The organism is Paenibacillus sp. FSL R5-0636, assembly GCF_037974255.1.
Lineage (GTDB): Bacteria > Bacillota > Bacilli > Paenibacillales > Paenibacillaceae > Paenibacillus_AQ > Paenibacillus_AQ odorifer.
Map to the genome: position 1 here is coordinate 6,795,907 of NZ_CP150232.1, position 14,271 is coordinate 6,810,177.

The window sequence follows — 14,271 nt, forward strand, 5'->3', positions numbered from 1 at the left end:
TAAATTTTAATTAAGACCGATACATAGCTCTGAAAAGCTTTTCAGAAGAAGGTCACAAAAATAAAGGGCCTTTATTTTTCCCGCGTGGATTCCCGCACAATCAGCTTATGCTCCATCTTTTCATTCAATACCTGGACACCACCTGTTGTGAGCAATTCATGCAGCATCTCCGCCGCCCGATAACCTAACTCATAAATCGGCTGTGCAATTGTGGTCAGCTTTGGAATGAACATACTCGACATTCGCAAATTATCAAATCCAATCACAGATACCTGCCCCGGAACTAGAATATTACGATCCTTCAGATAAGAAATCGTCCCCATTGCAAATTCGTCAGCAACACAGAAAACGGCAGTCAGCTCGGGATAATCAGTAAACAACTCATGCGCCGCTTGATAAGCGTGTTCGAACCGGTGATTGGCATACTTGCTCTTCACAATATTCTGTTGTAGTCCAAACTCTGTTAACGCTCTTACAAAACCCTCATAACGAGGCGGGCCGGATACGGAGTTATCATGGTTAAAACCAATCATGCCAATGTCCTTATGCCCTAAATCAATCAGAAACTTTACCGCATCGTAAGCCGCCTGTTCATCATCTACCTCCACAGATGGAATGTCGTACTCATCAGAATGCGAGGATACCAACACAAAAGGAATTCTACAACCGACTAATTTGTCATGTGTCTCAGGATAAAGGACATCACTGGCGAACACGATCCCATCCACCTGCTTCTCATGGAAGTTATCAATGTAAGACAACATCCGTTCTTTGTCGCGGTCCGTATTGCAGATCATTAAACTGTATCCAAGCTTGATGCATGCATCCTGCATTCCCCGAATAACCCCTGCGAAATACAGGTTCTCAATATCCGGAATCAGCAGGCCCAGTGTAAAAGACTTCTTGTAGATCAGGCCCCGTGCAAACGCATTTGGTTGATATTGCAAACGTTCTACAGCCTCCATCACTCGATTCCGTTTGCTCTCTACGACCGTATTCGGTGCATTCATAACACGCGATACGGTGCTGATCGACACCTCCGCCATTCTGGCAACATCTCTTATGGTTGGCTTCATAACGATAACTTCCTTTTTTTCAGGTAACTTTTCGATGTGATTATAGCAAGCCCGTTAAGAAATAACAACAGATTTTTTAAAGCGCTTACATTTTATTTAAAAGACATACTTATTCCTTATCTAATCATTACAAAGTGCGTATAACTTACTTAAAGTGTGTATATAGTTTTATTACATGGTATACTAGGCGAGTAGCATTATTCGCAGCTACAAATACTGCTCTAGACTATCTGAGCGTTTATTATAGGAGGGATTACATTGAAGCAACAGCGCGATATTCGATTCTCCGTACTGGACTTAGCCTCTATTGTGGAGGGTGGCACAGCGGCAGACTCTTTTCATAACTCTTTAGCTTTAGCTCAACATGCTGAGGAATGGGGCTATCACCGGTATTGGTTTGCTGAGCATCACAACATGATTGGTGTTGCCAGTTCTGCTACCTCACTCTTAATTGGCCACATTGCTGGCGGCACAAAAAGCATACGCGTAGGCTCTGGAGGCATCATGTTGTCCAACCACGCACCACTTGTCATTGCTGAACAATTCGGGACCCTCGAATCCCTATATCCAGGACGGATTGATTTAGGACTGGGCAGAGCCCCGGGATCGGATCAACCGGCTTCCCGTGCGCTACGCCGTGGTCTCGGAAGCGACGGCAGTGACTTCCCCGAGCAGTTAAGTGAGCTCAGAGCCTACTTCGATCCTGCAGGTGCAGGATCACGACCGGCCGGAGTTCGTGCGGTTCCCGGTGAAGGCTTGAATATCCCCATCTGGCTGCTGGGCTCCAGCGGTTTTAGTGCTCAGCTGGCAGGAAAACTAGGTTTACCTTTTGCTTTCGCCAGCCATTTCGCACCAGAGTATTTACTACAGGCCTTACACATCTATCATAGCAATTTCCGTCCTTCAGCAGCACTAGACAAGCCTTATGTGATGGTCGGAGTTGGCATTACAGCGGCCGATACTGTGAATGAGGCAAGACGACTGGCTACCTCGCAGCAGCAGCAATTCCTTAATATCATCCGCGGACGTACGGGGAAGTTACAACCACCGGTTGATAGTATGGAGGGGCTATGGACGATGCAAGAAAAAGCAGCCATGCTTGAGAAGCAGCGTTACTCTTTCGCTGGTGATAAAGCAGCAATTAAAGAACGGCTTCAAGAAATTCTGCAAGAGACACAGGCCGATGAATTGATTGTTTCTGGTGGAATTTATGATCATAACGCTCGTCTACGCTCTTATGAGATTGTAGCCGAAGCTATGAAGGAAATCTAATTTATCATCATAATTAAGGCAAGACGATAGGTCTGGTATCGGGGTTTGAGCCCTATTCCAGATGTATGTCTTGCCTTTTTATTTTGCATTCATAATCGTTCTCAATAAAACACAATTAAAACAATGAATTATATAAAAATAAAGAGTTAAATAGAGAAAACTGCTGTAAATCCATTAATATAACTGATATTTGATCAAATATGATGAATTTTCTTCTAATATCCCATTTTTGTTTAGATATTATTTTGATTATACTTTAGTTATTCGCTATAACGAACGAATTGACGGTAGATCTCTATCCTCTCCTTCCGCTTTCACGGAGATTCCTGCATGCGCACAAAAAAGTGGTTCTGTGAGATACTACTTATTTCGACAATGTTTGATGGAAAATACGATTAGAAAAGAAGAATTTGCCGGAAACCCGCAAATGATGTCTACAAAATTTAATATGGGGTTCAGGAGAAAGGAGCGAGTAAAGTGAAGAAGAAATATCGCTCGGCTTTCATAGCTGCTTATATCCTGACTATTCTAGCAGGAGTCATCTGGCATGCTGGCGGAGTTAGTGCGCAAGATACCATTAAGCTTACGGTGAATTCGCATACGACGAGCACAACCACCATGAACAATATGCAGCCTGGTGATGAAACGAACTCAGAATACACAATTATTAATGCAGGTAGTGAGGGCTTTAATTACTATGTGGACTTCAAATTCATCTCTGGAGACGCAGAATTATACGATATTCTCCAAATGACACTCGAAAAAGAGGGAGTAATCATCTATTCAGGGGTGATGAGCGAGGCTGCCGGAAGAGTTACCATCGGTTCACTTGCCGGGGGAGAACAAAGTGTAATCCAAATGGATGTAATTTTCCCGTGGGAAGCAGGGAACGAATATCAAGGTAAAACCACAACTGTAGCCTTTGAGTTCTCCGCTTCTGGAGGACCGGAGCCATCCGCTGAACCTAGTCCTTCACCGACAGCAACGGCCACAGCTCAGCCTACACCTGAGCCAACACCGACAGCGACTACTACGCCTACAATAGAGCCAACTTCGACACCTACTGCCACGGCTACAGCTACACCTGAAGCTTCGCCGACAGCAACAGCATCACCAACCACGACACCGACAGATTCACCGACAACTACCGCTTCACCAACTGCAACGGCAGTCGCCACACCAGGGCAATCAACGACACCAACACCATCGCCAACACCTACAGCTTCAACAGTAGTAGATGAAATTAGTGTTACTGAAGCACCGATCCCACTGGGTGGAGGCGATAATGAGCCAACAGCATCACCAAGTGCTGGCAGCCAAACTACCAGCGCAACACCGCAGCCAAGCAATGAAATCGCCTTGCCTGATGATGAGCTTCCACTGGGGGCACCAGAGGTTGGCAACAAGCTTCCGAATACCGCTGAGCCTTGGTATAACTTGATTCTTGCCAGCTTAGCCATTGCGGTACTCAGCGTGATTATCATGCGCAGATTGAAATCGAAGAAATAACCACATTTTGCAGCATAAGTCTGGAGGTGAGAGAGTATGAAGGAGCGTAATGGTGTCTTGCTAGCCGTGAAGCTAATCTTCATACTCTCTTTAGTTGTGTTGATTTACTCGGTTGTACAGGTGGTCAAAGCACCGATCGAAGCTAAACAGGCTTTAAATGATTGGGCAAAAAAGAGGGAGGAAACAGTCGCCCACTCCCGTTCTGCCGAAGAAACCCCTCTTCCCTTGGGAATGGTCAGTTCAGCCAAGGAACAGCCGCCCCCCGCTCATTCCTATACAGAAGGTGAAATCATAGGAGAGATTCGTTTCCCCAAATTAAACAAAAAGATCGCAGTGCTAGAAGGCACGGAAAGCCCCGAGCTAAAAAAGGGAGCCGGACATTATAAAGGCAGCGCAGCTATCGGTGCCACCGGCAATAGTGTGCTCGCAGGCCACCGCGATACAGTGTTCCGTAATCTGGGAGAACTCGTGGCTGGAGATCTTATCGAGCTGGAAAGTACGGACGGGACTTTTACCTATGAAGTAACAGGCAGCACAATTGTTGACGGGGACGAACGTGGTGCTATAAAGCCAAGTGATAAGGCCATCCTCACGTTGATTACCTGTTATCCCTTTTCATATGTGGGATCTGCACCGGACCGTTATTTACTTTCAGCGAAGTTAGTGAAACAAGAAATATTACCGCATTAAACCTAAATATTACCTCAATCTTCTTCCTCAGGGATGAGACCTTATATGGAAAGTGATACTATATATATACAATAGTAAAGAGGAGATGACCCAAGGTGAAGAAAGAGGTTGTAGAACGGTTTATTTCGTATGCACAAATGGATACCCAATCGAATGAAGATAATGAGACTTGCCCATCCACTCCGGGACAGATGGTTCTGGCCCACAAGCTGGTTGAAGAGCTTAAGGAAATCGGTATGGAGGAAGTCCAGGTGGACGAGCATGGCTATGTTATGGCGACACTCCCTGCGAATACGGACAAGGATGTTCCGACCATTGGTTTTTTAGCCCATTTGGATACGGCGACTGATTTTACCGGAACGAATGTGAAGCCACAGATTATCGAGAACTATGATGGTCAAGATATTCTTTTGAATAAAGAGCTGAATGTTGTATTGTCCACAGCGAGCTTTCCGGAGCTGGCGGAATACAAAGGCCACACCTTAATTACAACTGATGGCACGACCCTGCTTGGCGCAGATAATAAAGCCGGTATTGCTGAGATTATGACCGCCATGCATTACCTCATTCAACATCCAGAAATCAAACACGGCAAGATTAGAGTTGCCTTCACACCAGACGAAGAAATCGGCCGCGGGCCTCATAAATTTGACGTAGCCGCTTTTAATGCTTCCTATGCTTACACTGTAGACGGAGGTCCACTCGGAGAATTAGAGTATGAAAGCTTTAATGCTGCGTCTGCCAAAATCTCAGTCTACGGCGTTAATGTTCACCCTGGTACTGCAAAAGGAAAGATGATTCATTCCGCCAAAATCGCCATGGCACTTCATCTCAGACTCCCTGCTGAAGAAGCGCCCGAATATACAGACGGGTATGATGGCTTTTATCACCTAAGCTCTATAGAAGGCACACCTGAATTCAGCAAGCTGCAATATATCATCCGCGACTTCGACCGTGAGAAATTCGAGGCACGTAAAGCTTATCTCTCAGCTGTCGTAGAAGAATTCAAAAGCATCCATGGCGAAGAGAACATCGTGCTTGAAATGAAGGACCAATATTACAATATGCGCGAAAAAATCGAGCCTGTGCGTCATATCGTCGATATTGCCCATGAGGCGATGGAGAACCTTAACATCACACCGATCATCCGCCCGATTCGCGGAGGTACAGATGGCTCGCAGCTTTCCTACATGGGCTTGCCGACACCTAATATTTTCACCGGAGGCGAGAATTTCCATGGCAAATTCGAATATGCGTCTGCGGACAATATGGTAAAAGCGGTAAATGTTATCGTGGAGATTGCTAAGCTATTCGAACAGAAAGCCTAAAGCATTATCCGCATCACTCCTTTAAAACACCAAAAATCCCTGTAGAGGCCGATCCAGACCTCTCAGGGATTATTAATGTTCTTAGACTATTCGATTAGCATCTTTCTTCCGGCGGCGTGTCCTTCCAGATCACGTTTTCTCCGTAATTCTTACCCCAATCGTACATCAATCGAAGGACGGGAAGCAGACTTTGGCCGTATGAAGTCAGGGAATACTCTACTTTTGGTGGAACCTCAGCGTACACTTTTCTTAGAACCAACTGGTCTTCTTCAAGCTCGCGAAGCTGATTGGTCAACATTTTTTGCGTGATATGAGGAATTAGCTTTTTCAGCTCGCTGAACCGCTTTGTCCCTTCAAGCCCAAGATGCCAGAGGATAATCAGCTTCCATTTCCCTCCGATCACCGCAAGCGTTAATTCCTTCTCACAGTTAATTTCCTTCAAGTTTATGCGATCTTTAATCTCGGTTGCCATTCCTAAAGTGCCTCCTCTCTCCTGTTATCATACTAACACAAAAACGAATAACCTCCTTATAGGAAGGCATTCGTTTCTGTACGTTCACTCTAAATTAGCATGCTTGCCGAACATTTGCTGATTCGTCTGCCCCGTCTTCTCCATCATTCGCAGAATAATAGCATCATAAAAGACCAACATCGTCTGTTCGAATAAAGAAGCCATCGGCTGGATCGTGCTGTAGCTTCCACTGGCCGGATCTTTTGGAGATCCCGGCAGCTTCACTGTGTAGCCCGCTAAACGTCCAACCGTCGAATCCGGCGCAATGGTAACGGCAACAACTTCTGCACCCACCCCTTTGGCTTTCTCAGCCATAGAGATCAACCCTTTCGTCTCACCGGAACCGGAACCGAGGACTAACACATCCCCCTGTTCAATCCCCGGAGTCACCGTTTCGCCTACAACATAAGCCTCTTTACCAACATGCATTAACCGCATAGCAAAGGCCCGTCCCATCAATCCAGATCTGCCCGCTCCAGCCACGAAGATCTTGTTGGACTGAAGCAGCAGCTCAGCCATTCGCTCAGTCTCTTCTTCATCAAGCTGAGATATGGAGCGCTGGAGCTCCTCTATAATGCGCTGTGCGTATTTCATTGTATCCATTGTAATCTTAAGCCTGACTAACTAGACGTTTCATTTCTGCTGCGGCAGCCTTTTGATCCGCTTCACCTGTGATGCCTCCGCCAACGATGACAAGATCAGGGTTCGCGGCGATCACTTCTGGAAGTGTGCTTAGCTTGATCCCTCCAGCGATAGCTGTTTTTGCCTGCTTAACCACACTCTTAATCGCATTTAAATCTGCAAAAGAATTTTTACCTTCCGCTTGATGGTCATATCCAGAGTGCACACAGATATAGTCTACGCCAAGTGCGTCTACTTCAGCCGCTCTTGTTTGGATATCCTTCACATTGATCAGATCAACTAGAATCTCTTTATTGGTTTTCTTCGCTTCCTCCACTGCACCTCTAATGGTAGAATCATCAGAAACACCAAGTACAGTAACGATATCCGCGCCCGCTTCCACGGCCTTCATCACTTCATATCCACCTGCGTCCATGATTTTCAAATCTGCCAACACAGTCAAAGCAGGAAAAGCCTCTTTAATTGCTTTCACTGCATGCAAACCTTCATTTATAACGATAGGTGTTCCAATTTCAACGATATCTATAAATTCGGCAACTTTTGAGACAACCTCTTTCGCTCCCGCAATGTCCACTAAATCCAACGCTAATTGTAATTTCATATTTATTTGCACTCCTCATTAATATATTTTAGTAAGTCATGTACAAATTGTAGTTCCTTACATCCCTCTAGGGAAGTAGGCACTTTATTGTGATGTAGTTACCTGGAGGATACTAATGCGCGGTTAAAGGGCTCTTTTCGACCTAAATTAAAAACGTTTTGTCATTTTTCTGTAAAAATACTGCATTTCCATGAAAGCTGTGCTAATATTACAGTTTGTTTATGAAATTTTAGGAAGTACATCATAATATAAGAAGGTGCACAATGAAGCAAAATAATCACCAGGAATTCAACCTGGTCAAACTGACCTGGCCGATTTTCCTCGAGCTATTCCTCTTTATGCTCATGGGTAGTGTGGATACTTTTATGATCAGTTCAGTGTCCGACGATGCCGTGTCTGGTGTCGGCGCAGCGAATCAGATCATTGCGATAGCAATTTTAGTCCTCAGTGTAATTGGTAACGGTGCAGCTATTGTGGTCTCCCAATATCTCGGTTCCAAAAAACCTCTGGAAGCCGCTCAAGTGACCGGCAATGCCATTACCCTAAACCTGTTAGTCGGCATTCTTCTAAGTACGTTTTTGCTGATATTCGGAGGGACGCTACTGACTGCGCTGAATGTAAAAGGGGATATCCTCATTTACGCCAAAGCCTATATGAATATTGTTGGTGGCGGTATTTTTCTGCAAGCATTAATCAATGCTCTGGCGACTACTATCCGTACTCACGGTTTCACCAAACAGACGATGGTCGTATCCTTGCTGATGAACATTATTCACGTGGTGGGCAACTACCTGCTCATTTATGGTCATTTCGGACTTCCGGCGTTAGGTGTGGAGGGTGCGGCTATCTCAACAGTGATGAGTCGATTTATCTGCCTGATCCTTTTCTTCCTGCTGCTCTACAGAGTGATGGAGGTACGGGTGAAAGTAACCTATTACATTCATCTTTCTAAAAAATACGTGCTGCAAATTCTCAAAATTGGCATCCCGTCCGCTTTTGAATCCATCACTTATCAATCGTGCCAGCTTGTATTCACACTGTATATTACTTATTTAGGCGCTGAAGCTATGGCTACTCGCCAGTACGCGCTTAATATTTCCAATTATATTTATTTATTCAGTGTAGCTGTCTCTATGGGAACTTCCATCGTTGTAGGACATCTCGTGGGAGCTAGACGCCCTGATGAAGCCTATAAGCGTGTATTCACCAGTGTAAAGTGGGCGCTGCTGGTTACCGTAATAATAGATGCTGTGGTGATTTTCTTCCGGGTACCGCTATTCGGGCTTTTCACAGACAATGAGAACATCATTAGGATGGGGGCGCAGGTCATATTGCTTAGCTTCTTCCTGGAAACCGGGCGCACAACCAATCTGGTTATCATTAACTCTTTACGCGCCTCGGGCGATGCCAAATTCCCTGTATATATGGGACTGATCTCTATGGTCTGCATGAGCTTACCTCTTGGTTATTTCCTGGTGTTCCAACTTGATCTCGGGTTAGCCGGCGTGTGGATTGCCACTGCGGTGGACGAGTGGGTGAGAGCCGTCATTATGTATTTCCGTTGGAAAAGCCGAGCTTGGGAGAAACATGGACTTATTGAACACGAAGCTCCAGAACACTGTACGCCTTCCGCTACTCCCGCAGCTGTAAATTAACATGTATACTCAGAGGTTCTTTAAGGTCATATCAGATCTTAAGGAACCTTCTTTTTTATTTACGCCATAATTACATAAAATTTGAGAATGAATGAACCATTCTACGTTACAATAGATAGAACATAATTAACAAAGCTAAAGGAGAGAGCTTCATGCCGGAGGAAACCGGAATTCATGAGTTACTGACGCTCAAAACGATTGCGGAGACTTTGAACAGTTCCAATGAGCTGAGACCCATGCTCGATACAGTCATGGGCAAGCTACTTGAGTTAACCGGAAACACTGCAGGCTGGATCTTCCTGAGCGAAGAATACATGGAATATGAGTGTGCCGCTGATCGAGGTCTGCCACCTGCACTACAACGCGACAATAAACAACCAATGCAGTGCGGAAGCTGCTGGTGCCTAAGCCGCCTATGGGATGATCGGCTCGAGCATGCCGTCAACATTCTAAGCTGCAAGCGGCTCAGTAACGCCAGGCAGTATAACTGGGGCGACACGCTGGGGATCACCCACCACGCTACCGTCCCGCTGCATTCAGGTGAGCGTTACTTGGGACTTATGAATGTGGCCGCACCAGGCAAAGCACATTACGCCGACAGCGAGCTGGCTCTGCTGCAATCCGTGGCTTTGCAAATTGGCAGTGCTATTGAACGGATGCAGTTATATAGCACCGAGCAGCGCCGCGCGAATCTGTACGCCAAATTAGGCGAATTCAGCGCAGCTTTAAATCTAACCGCCAACCAATGTATCTCGCCCAGTATTCTAATCGAGAAAAGCGCCGCCCTGATTGGCGACTATTTCGATTGGCCCTTTGCAGCGATTATCGGGCAGCATGAGGGACAATTCGAAGTCCATGCTGCCTATGCGGCTAATATAACGCCGGAAACAGCTCCCTTCCAGCTCTCGGATTCTTTTAAAGTACGTCTAGGAGATATCGCAAAAGGACAACGCTTTGCGACATTAACCCCTGATGAAGAGCAGGAAATTACGAAGTCCTGCTGTTCTGAACAACCTGTTGCGGAGCGTGTTGTGATGCTCGCTGTGCCCTTTCGGCAGATTGCCGCACAAGGTGCAGGAATTCTACTGATCACCTCACCTAAAGCACTAGCCTCCGCAACTGCGGATGGAGAGGTGCTTGAGGCTGTCGCTGAACATATTTCCGCTACATTGGAAAGTGCTCAGCTTGGAGAGAAACGCCGCGAAATTGCGCGTCTTGACGAGCGGAATCGTCTGGCCCGTGACCTGCACGACTCCGTGAACCAGATCCTCTTCTCCCTCTCAATGACCGCCAAAGGCGTGGAAAGCATGCTGAAGCAGGAGCATATCTCCCATCCTGCTACTGAAGCTGTCCGCGATATTCAAGCTTTATCCCAGTCAGCACTCAAAGAAATGCGTGCATTAATTATGCAGCTTCGGCCTGCCGGACTGGAAGCCGGTTTATTGACTGCGCTGCAGGCTCATGGCCAGCAGCTAGGGCTGCTGATACAGACGCAACGGAGCGGTGTTCACGAACTTCCCCGCAACGTGGAGGAAGGGCTGTGGCGCATTGGCCAAGAAGCGCTCAATAATGTACGAAAGCATTCTGGAACCTCTAAAGCGGAGGTATCTCTGCATCTGAATGCAGCCGAGGTGGTAATGAGCGTTGCCGACCAAGGTAAAGGCGGGGCCAAACGGCGTTCTAACACAGACACTAATGAATCTCTTGGTCTGCATATTATGAAGGAAAGAGCAGAAGCTCTCTCCGGTCGTATTCATATCCACAGTGTGGAAAATCAAGGCACAACGGTTGAGGCAATCATACCTCTGCCCATCCAATCTACATGAAGTCGGGTGATCATAAATGACGATAAACTTATTATTAGTAGACGACCATGCAATGGTACGCCGTGGGCTGCAAGTATTTCTCTCCACACAACCCGATATCAAGGTTATTGGGGAGGCCTCCAACGGCCGCGAGGCACTGGAAAGAACAGCCGAATTGAACCCGGATGTCATATTAATGGATTTGCATATGCCCATTATGGACGGCATTGAGACCGCTCAAGCACTGAGGATCTTCCACCCGCAGGTCAAGGTCATTGTATTGACCTCCTTTTCGGATCAGGATCATGTACTCCCGGCTATCCGCGTAGGAATCAAAGGCTATTTGCTTAAAGATATAGAACCAGAAGCGCTGGTAGTTGCGATCCGCAAGGTACATAACGGGCAAGTGGAGCTACATTCCGAGGCTGCCAGCCAACTGATGAATCTAATGGCGACCTCTACACTAGAGCAATTGGAACTTAATGCTTCCGATCCGAACGACCCAAACGCAACACCTGCTGCGATCACCGGATTAGAGCTTCTTACTCCACGCGAGCAAGAAGTATTAGACCTGATTGCGCTCGGTATGAGTAACAAAGAGATTGCCAGCAAGCTGGTCATCACCGAAAAAACCGTTAAGACCCATGTCAGCCACGTTCTCGGAAAGCTAAACTTAGCGGATCGGACTCAGGCTGCCATTTTCGCATTGAAAGGCGGCTATAACGCCTAGAATCAAAACTCCTCTACAACTTTAGTCTTAGACGCTCAGCACAATGGCTGAGCGTTTTTATTATGTATGTTCATTCCATGTGCTGATGTTAACAGAGGCCGATTCAACTATCATTGGTTTATAGCAATTGACCTCACATAGGAGTGGATACAGATGAAAGTGATGATCCTGACAGGCAGTAATCGAAAAGAAGCAACCAGCACGAAGCTGGCAGAACATGCTGCCCATTTCATTAGTCAGCATGGGGAAAAGGTTACCGTGTTTGACCTCTACAAACGCCCACTTCCCTTTTATTCACCAGACGAGATTTACACAGAGCATGAACATTTAAACGAGCTTAAACAAGAGATGTTAGCAGCGGATGCAGTAATCTTGGTTACTCCGGAATATCACGGCTCGGTAAGTGGCGTATTAAAAAATGCGATTGATCATCTAGGCCAGGCGCATTTCAACGGTAAAGTTGTGTTATCCGCCAGTTCAGCCGGGGGAGCGGTAGGGATAAGCTCATTACTTCAATTGCAAGCCATCGTACGTAACCTGCACGGCATTAATACACCAGACTGGATCTCCATCGGCGGACTGCAACGCAAGCGGTTCGAGGTCGGGTATGACGGATACGAGGGTGGGCAAGAAATCGAAGATCGCATCCACCTAGTATTAGAAGCATTCCTGAATTTAGCCCGCAAAATCGACAGATCGGCAGGTGCTATCCAATGATCAAAGGGCTATATGAAGCACATTTACCAGTAAGCAATCTTGAGGTATCCATCGAATTTTATGAGAAATTAGATCTGAAAATGGCTTGGCGGGATGAAGAAACTGTATTCTTCTGGATCGAGGAAGGCCGGAGCTGGATTGGTCTTTGGGAAGGCCAGGAGGTTCAAACCCCATACCACCCGTCCTTGCGGCATATTGCCTTCCGTGTCACTTACGAGGACTTGAAGCAATCACTGCAATGGCTGGAATCGATTGGGGTAGAGGCTGTTCCGTTCCGCAACCGGACTTCTGTTGAGCCTTTTATCCGGGCTTATCAAGGAAATGCTTCTGTCTACTTCAACGACCCTGACGGCAACAGCTTGGAATTTATGTGCCACGTAGAGGTCCCTGAACATCTGAAGCCTATTTCAGAGAACATAACCTTAACGGAATGGGAGAAATTACTGCACAGTAAATAAAATACTCAAACAAAAAAACAGCTGCTCCCGTCCAAGGGTCCAGCTGTTTGAGTATATTAGCTTCTTCGATTACTTAATCGAAATGCCCTTCTTCATGGCCTTCATGTCTGCATTCGTATTCACAAGCGTTGGCAGTATCTTCATACTTCTAGTCATGGGAGAGTTGCATTGCCAGCAGGTAGGTACATATTGAAAGGCGAAATTATCGCGCATCCAACCTGTGCAACCTTCCTTGGTACAGGACCAAATTGCTGTGTCTTCTTGCGGAAGTTCCTCCAGTGCTTTTTTACGAAAATACATAAGTACCCCTCCTTGGATCGAATCGAGACGATATCGCTACCCTATTAGGGGCAGATTCATACTATGAAAATAAAAAAAGCTGCCCTCAACTTGTGTTAAGGGCAGCCTGATTTTTAAACTACAGTTTTACAACGTTTTCGGCTTGTGGTCCACGAGCGCCTTGAGTTACGTTGAACTCAACGCGTTGGCCTTCGTCCAAAGATTTAAATCCGTCGCCTGTGATTGCGGAGAAGTGTACGAATACGTCGCTTCCACCTTCAACCTCGATAAAACCGAATCCTTTGTCTGCGTTAAACCATTTCACTGTACCTGTTTGCATGATATTACCTCCAATATTTTATTTAACACATGTCCTTTTATTCCTACGTAGTGTACGAACAAATAAAAATTCACACATTGGAAAAGGACTCATACGCACAAATGATAACCTTTTACAATATGTGAATTAAGGGTTAAATTTATGATTGATTTCATTGTACCACACTAAATCACTAAAAGCAATGCGTATGCCTATTTAATTTTCACTCCGGCTCTTATTGCCTGTAAACAGCAGCAGCCGAGCCGGACGAATACCCATGTTAGTCGATATAACCTGCCAATCCTTTATCCATCAGGTAATCCATTTCTGCATCAAGAATAGTCTCTACTGTGATTTCATCCAGCTTCACATCACGTTGGGCAGTGACATAGTCGACCAGATCATCGCTGTCGATGTCTACCTCACCCTTGGCGTTCGCCTTGGCCTTATTGATAAAGGTCTGTTCATGCTTCAATACTAAGCGGATAATTTGCGGATCCACTTTGGTTTTGGCAGATAATACATTTACTAGCTCCTGCTCATTTACTTTGTCACTCATTTTTTTAAATTTCATCTCCTTACAATTATTACACAATCATTGTAGCATATTTCGCGCTTTAACGCGTCATTACGCGAAGTATACCGCGGTTTATTCACACTTTTCTTATCATCCCAGCGT

General features: G+C 45.9%; 16 protein-coding genes. 9 read left to right on the forward strand and 7 right to left on the reverse strand.

The window, feature by feature from the left end:
• Positions 1 to 71: 71 nt before the first annotated feature.
• Positions 72 to 1,076: a LacI family DNA-binding transcriptional regulator gene (locus MKX34_RS30980; protein ID WP_036682112.1), complete on the reverse strand. Its 1,005-nt coding sequence runs from the start codon at positions 1,074 to 1,076 to the stop codon at positions 72 to 74.
• A gap of 258 nt (positions 1,077 to 1,334) precedes the next feature.
• Here MKX34_RS30980 and MKX34_RS30985 point away from each other — a divergent pair, with 258 nt between their 5' ends.
• From MKX34_RS30985 to pepT, 4 genes are all read left to right on the forward strand, one after another.
• Complete coding sequence (locus MKX34_RS30985; RefSeq protein WP_080742657.1) at positions 1,335 to 2,348, forward strand: LLM class flavin-dependent oxidoreductase; 1,014 nt, start codon at positions 1,335 to 1,337, stop codon at positions 2,346 to 2,348.
• Between the two features lie 477 nt (positions 2,349 to 2,825).
• Positions 2,826 to 3,857 (forward strand): hypothetical protein, encoded by a 1,032-nt coding sequence (locus tag MKX34_RS30990; RefSeq protein WP_038573745.1) that lies wholly within the window; start codon positions 2,826 to 2,828, stop codon positions 3,855 to 3,857.
• 36 nt (positions 3,858 to 3,893) lie between these two features.
• Complete coding sequence (locus MKX34_RS30995) at positions 3,894 to 4,547, forward strand: sortase (protein WP_051491225.1); 654 nt, start codon at positions 3,894 to 3,896, stop codon at positions 4,545 to 4,547.
• A 95-nt stretch (positions 4,548 to 4,642) separates the two neighbouring features.
• Positions 4,643 to 5,875 carry a peptidase T gene (pepT, locus tag MKX34_RS31000; RefSeq protein ID WP_076099720.1) on the forward strand — a complete coding sequence of 411 codons (1,233 nt, stop codon included), beginning with the start codon at positions 4,643 to 4,645 and terminating at the stop codon, positions 5,873 to 5,875.
• A gap of 94 nt (positions 5,876 to 5,969) precedes the next feature.
• On the opposite strand, the gene MKX34_RS31005 is transcribed toward pepT, so the two are convergent.
• The 3 genes from MKX34_RS31005 to hxlA form a co-directional block, all read right to left on the reverse strand.
• A complete protein-coding gene (locus tag MKX34_RS31005; protein ID WP_036682121.1) occupies positions 5,970 to 6,347 on the reverse strand; it encodes a helix-turn-helix domain-containing protein in 378 nt (125 codons plus the stop codon).
• An 84-nt stretch (positions 6,348 to 6,431) separates the two neighbouring features.
• Positions 6,432 to 6,989: a 6-phospho-3-hexuloisomerase gene (hxlB, locus tag MKX34_RS31010; protein ID WP_038573747.1), complete on the reverse strand. Its 558-nt coding sequence runs from the start codon at positions 6,987 to 6,989 to the stop codon at positions 6,432 to 6,434.
• Between the two features lie 7 nt (positions 6,990 to 6,996).
• The gene (gene hxlA / locus MKX34_RS31015; protein WP_036682127.1) at positions 6,997 to 7,629 is read right to left on the reverse strand and encodes a 3-hexulose-6-phosphate synthase; all 633 of its coding nucleotides are present in this window, start codon (positions 7,627 to 7,629) and stop codon (positions 6,997 to 6,999) included.
• A gap of 263 nt (positions 7,630 to 7,892) precedes the next feature.
• Here hxlA and MKX34_RS31020 point away from each other — a divergent pair, with 263 nt between their 5' ends.
• From MKX34_RS31020 to MKX34_RS31040, 5 genes are all read left to right on the forward strand, one after another.
• Entirely contained in the window at positions 7,893 to 9,284 is a 1,392-nt protein-coding gene (locus MKX34_RS31020; protein ID WP_038573751.1) for an MATE family efflux transporter, read from the forward strand.
• A 152-nt stretch (positions 9,285 to 9,436) separates the two neighbouring features.
• Complete coding sequence (locus tag MKX34_RS31025; protein ID WP_076297014.1) at positions 9,437 to 11,110, forward strand: GAF domain-containing sensor histidine kinase; 1,674 nt, start codon at positions 9,437 to 9,439, stop codon at positions 11,108 to 11,110.
• A gap of 16 nt (positions 11,111 to 11,126) precedes the next feature.
• Positions 11,127 to 11,819 carry a response regulator transcription factor gene (locus MKX34_RS31030; RefSeq protein WP_076297013.1) on the forward strand — a complete coding sequence of 231 codons (693 nt, stop codon included), beginning with the start codon at positions 11,127 to 11,129 and terminating at the stop codon, positions 11,817 to 11,819.
• A gap of 153 nt (positions 11,820 to 11,972) precedes the next feature.
• Entirely contained in the window at positions 11,973 to 12,536 is a 564-nt protein-coding gene (locus tag MKX34_RS31035) for an NADPH-dependent FMN reductase (RefSeq protein WP_036682135.1), read from the forward strand.
• Complete coding sequence (locus tag MKX34_RS31040; RefSeq protein ID WP_076297012.1) at positions 12,533 to 12,994, forward strand: VOC family protein; 462 nt, start codon at positions 12,533 to 12,535, stop codon at positions 12,992 to 12,994. The genes MKX34_RS31035 and MKX34_RS31040 overlap by 4 nt, the downstream gene beginning before the upstream one ends.
• A gap of 69 nt (positions 12,995 to 13,063) precedes the next feature.
• On the opposite strand, the gene MKX34_RS31045 is transcribed toward MKX34_RS31040, so the two are convergent.
• The 3 genes from MKX34_RS31045 to MKX34_RS31055 form a co-directional block, all read right to left on the reverse strand.
• Positions 13,064 to 13,294: a cold-shock protein gene (locus MKX34_RS31045; RefSeq protein ID WP_036682139.1), complete on the reverse strand. Its 231-nt coding sequence runs from the start codon at positions 13,292 to 13,294 to the stop codon at positions 13,064 to 13,066.
• A gap of 118 nt (positions 13,295 to 13,412) precedes the next feature.
• Complete coding sequence (locus tag MKX34_RS31050) at positions 13,413 to 13,613, reverse strand: cold-shock protein (protein ID WP_019914790.1); 201 nt, start codon at positions 13,611 to 13,613, stop codon at positions 13,413 to 13,415.
• 259 nt (positions 13,614 to 13,872) lie between these two features.
• Positions 13,873 to 14,151 (reverse strand): hypothetical protein, encoded by a 279-nt coding sequence (locus MKX34_RS31055; protein ID WP_038573758.1) that lies wholly within the window; start codon positions 14,149 to 14,151, stop codon positions 13,873 to 13,875.
• Positions 14,152 to 14,271 lie beyond the last annotated feature (120 nt).

What these genes read in the sequence shown, in the direction of transcription:
- MKX34_RS30980 (WP_036682112.1), bottom strand. Translation starts at nt 1,076, where the DNA reads ATGAAGCCAACCATAAGAGATGTTGCCAGAATGGCGGAGGTGTCGATC.
- MKX34_RS30995 (WP_051491225.1), top strand. Translation starts at nt 3,894, where the DNA reads ATGAAGGAGCGTAATGGTGTCTTGCTAGCCGTGAAGCTAATCTTCATA.
- MKX34_RS31005 (WP_036682121.1), bottom strand. Translation starts at nt 6,347, where the DNA reads ATGGCAACCGAGATTAAAGATCGCATAAACTTGAAGGAAATTAACTGT.
- hxlB (WP_038573747.1), bottom strand. Translation starts at nt 6,989, where the DNA reads ATGGATACAATGAAATACGCACAGCGCATTATAGAGGAGCTCCAGCGC.
- hxlA (WP_036682127.1), bottom strand. Translation starts at nt 7,629, where the DNA reads ATGAAATTACAATTAGCGTTGGATTTAGTGGACATTGCGGGAGCGAAA.
- MKX34_RS31020 (WP_038573751.1), top strand. Translation starts at nt 7,893, where the DNA reads ATGAAGCAAAATAATCACCAGGAATTCAACCTGGTCAAACTGACCTGG.
- MKX34_RS31025 (WP_076297014.1), top strand. Translation starts at nt 9,437, where the DNA reads ATGCCGGAGGAAACCGGAATTCATGAGTTACTGACGCTCAAAACGATT.
- MKX34_RS31030 (WP_076297013.1), top strand. Translation starts at nt 11,127, where the DNA reads ATGACGATAAACTTATTATTAGTAGACGACCATGCAATGGTACGCCGT.
- MKX34_RS31035 (WP_036682135.1), top strand. Translation starts at nt 11,973, where the DNA reads ATGAAAGTGATGATCCTGACAGGCAGTAATCGAAAAGAAGCAACCAGC.
- MKX34_RS31040 (WP_076297012.1), top strand. Translation starts at nt 12,533, where the DNA reads ATGATCAAAGGGCTATATGAAGCACATTTACCAGTAAGCAATCTTGAG.
- MKX34_RS31045 (WP_036682139.1), bottom strand. Translation starts at nt 13,294, where the DNA reads ATGTATTTTCGTAAAAAAGCACTGGAGGAACTTCCGCAAGAAGACACA.
- MKX34_RS31050 (WP_019914790.1), bottom strand. Translation starts at nt 13,613, where the DNA reads ATGCAAACAGGTACAGTGAAATGGTTTAACGCAGACAAAGGATTCGGT.
- MKX34_RS31055 (WP_038573758.1), bottom strand. Translation starts at nt 14,151, where the DNA reads ATGAGTGACAAAGTAAATGAGCAGGAGCTAGTAAATGTATTATCTGCC.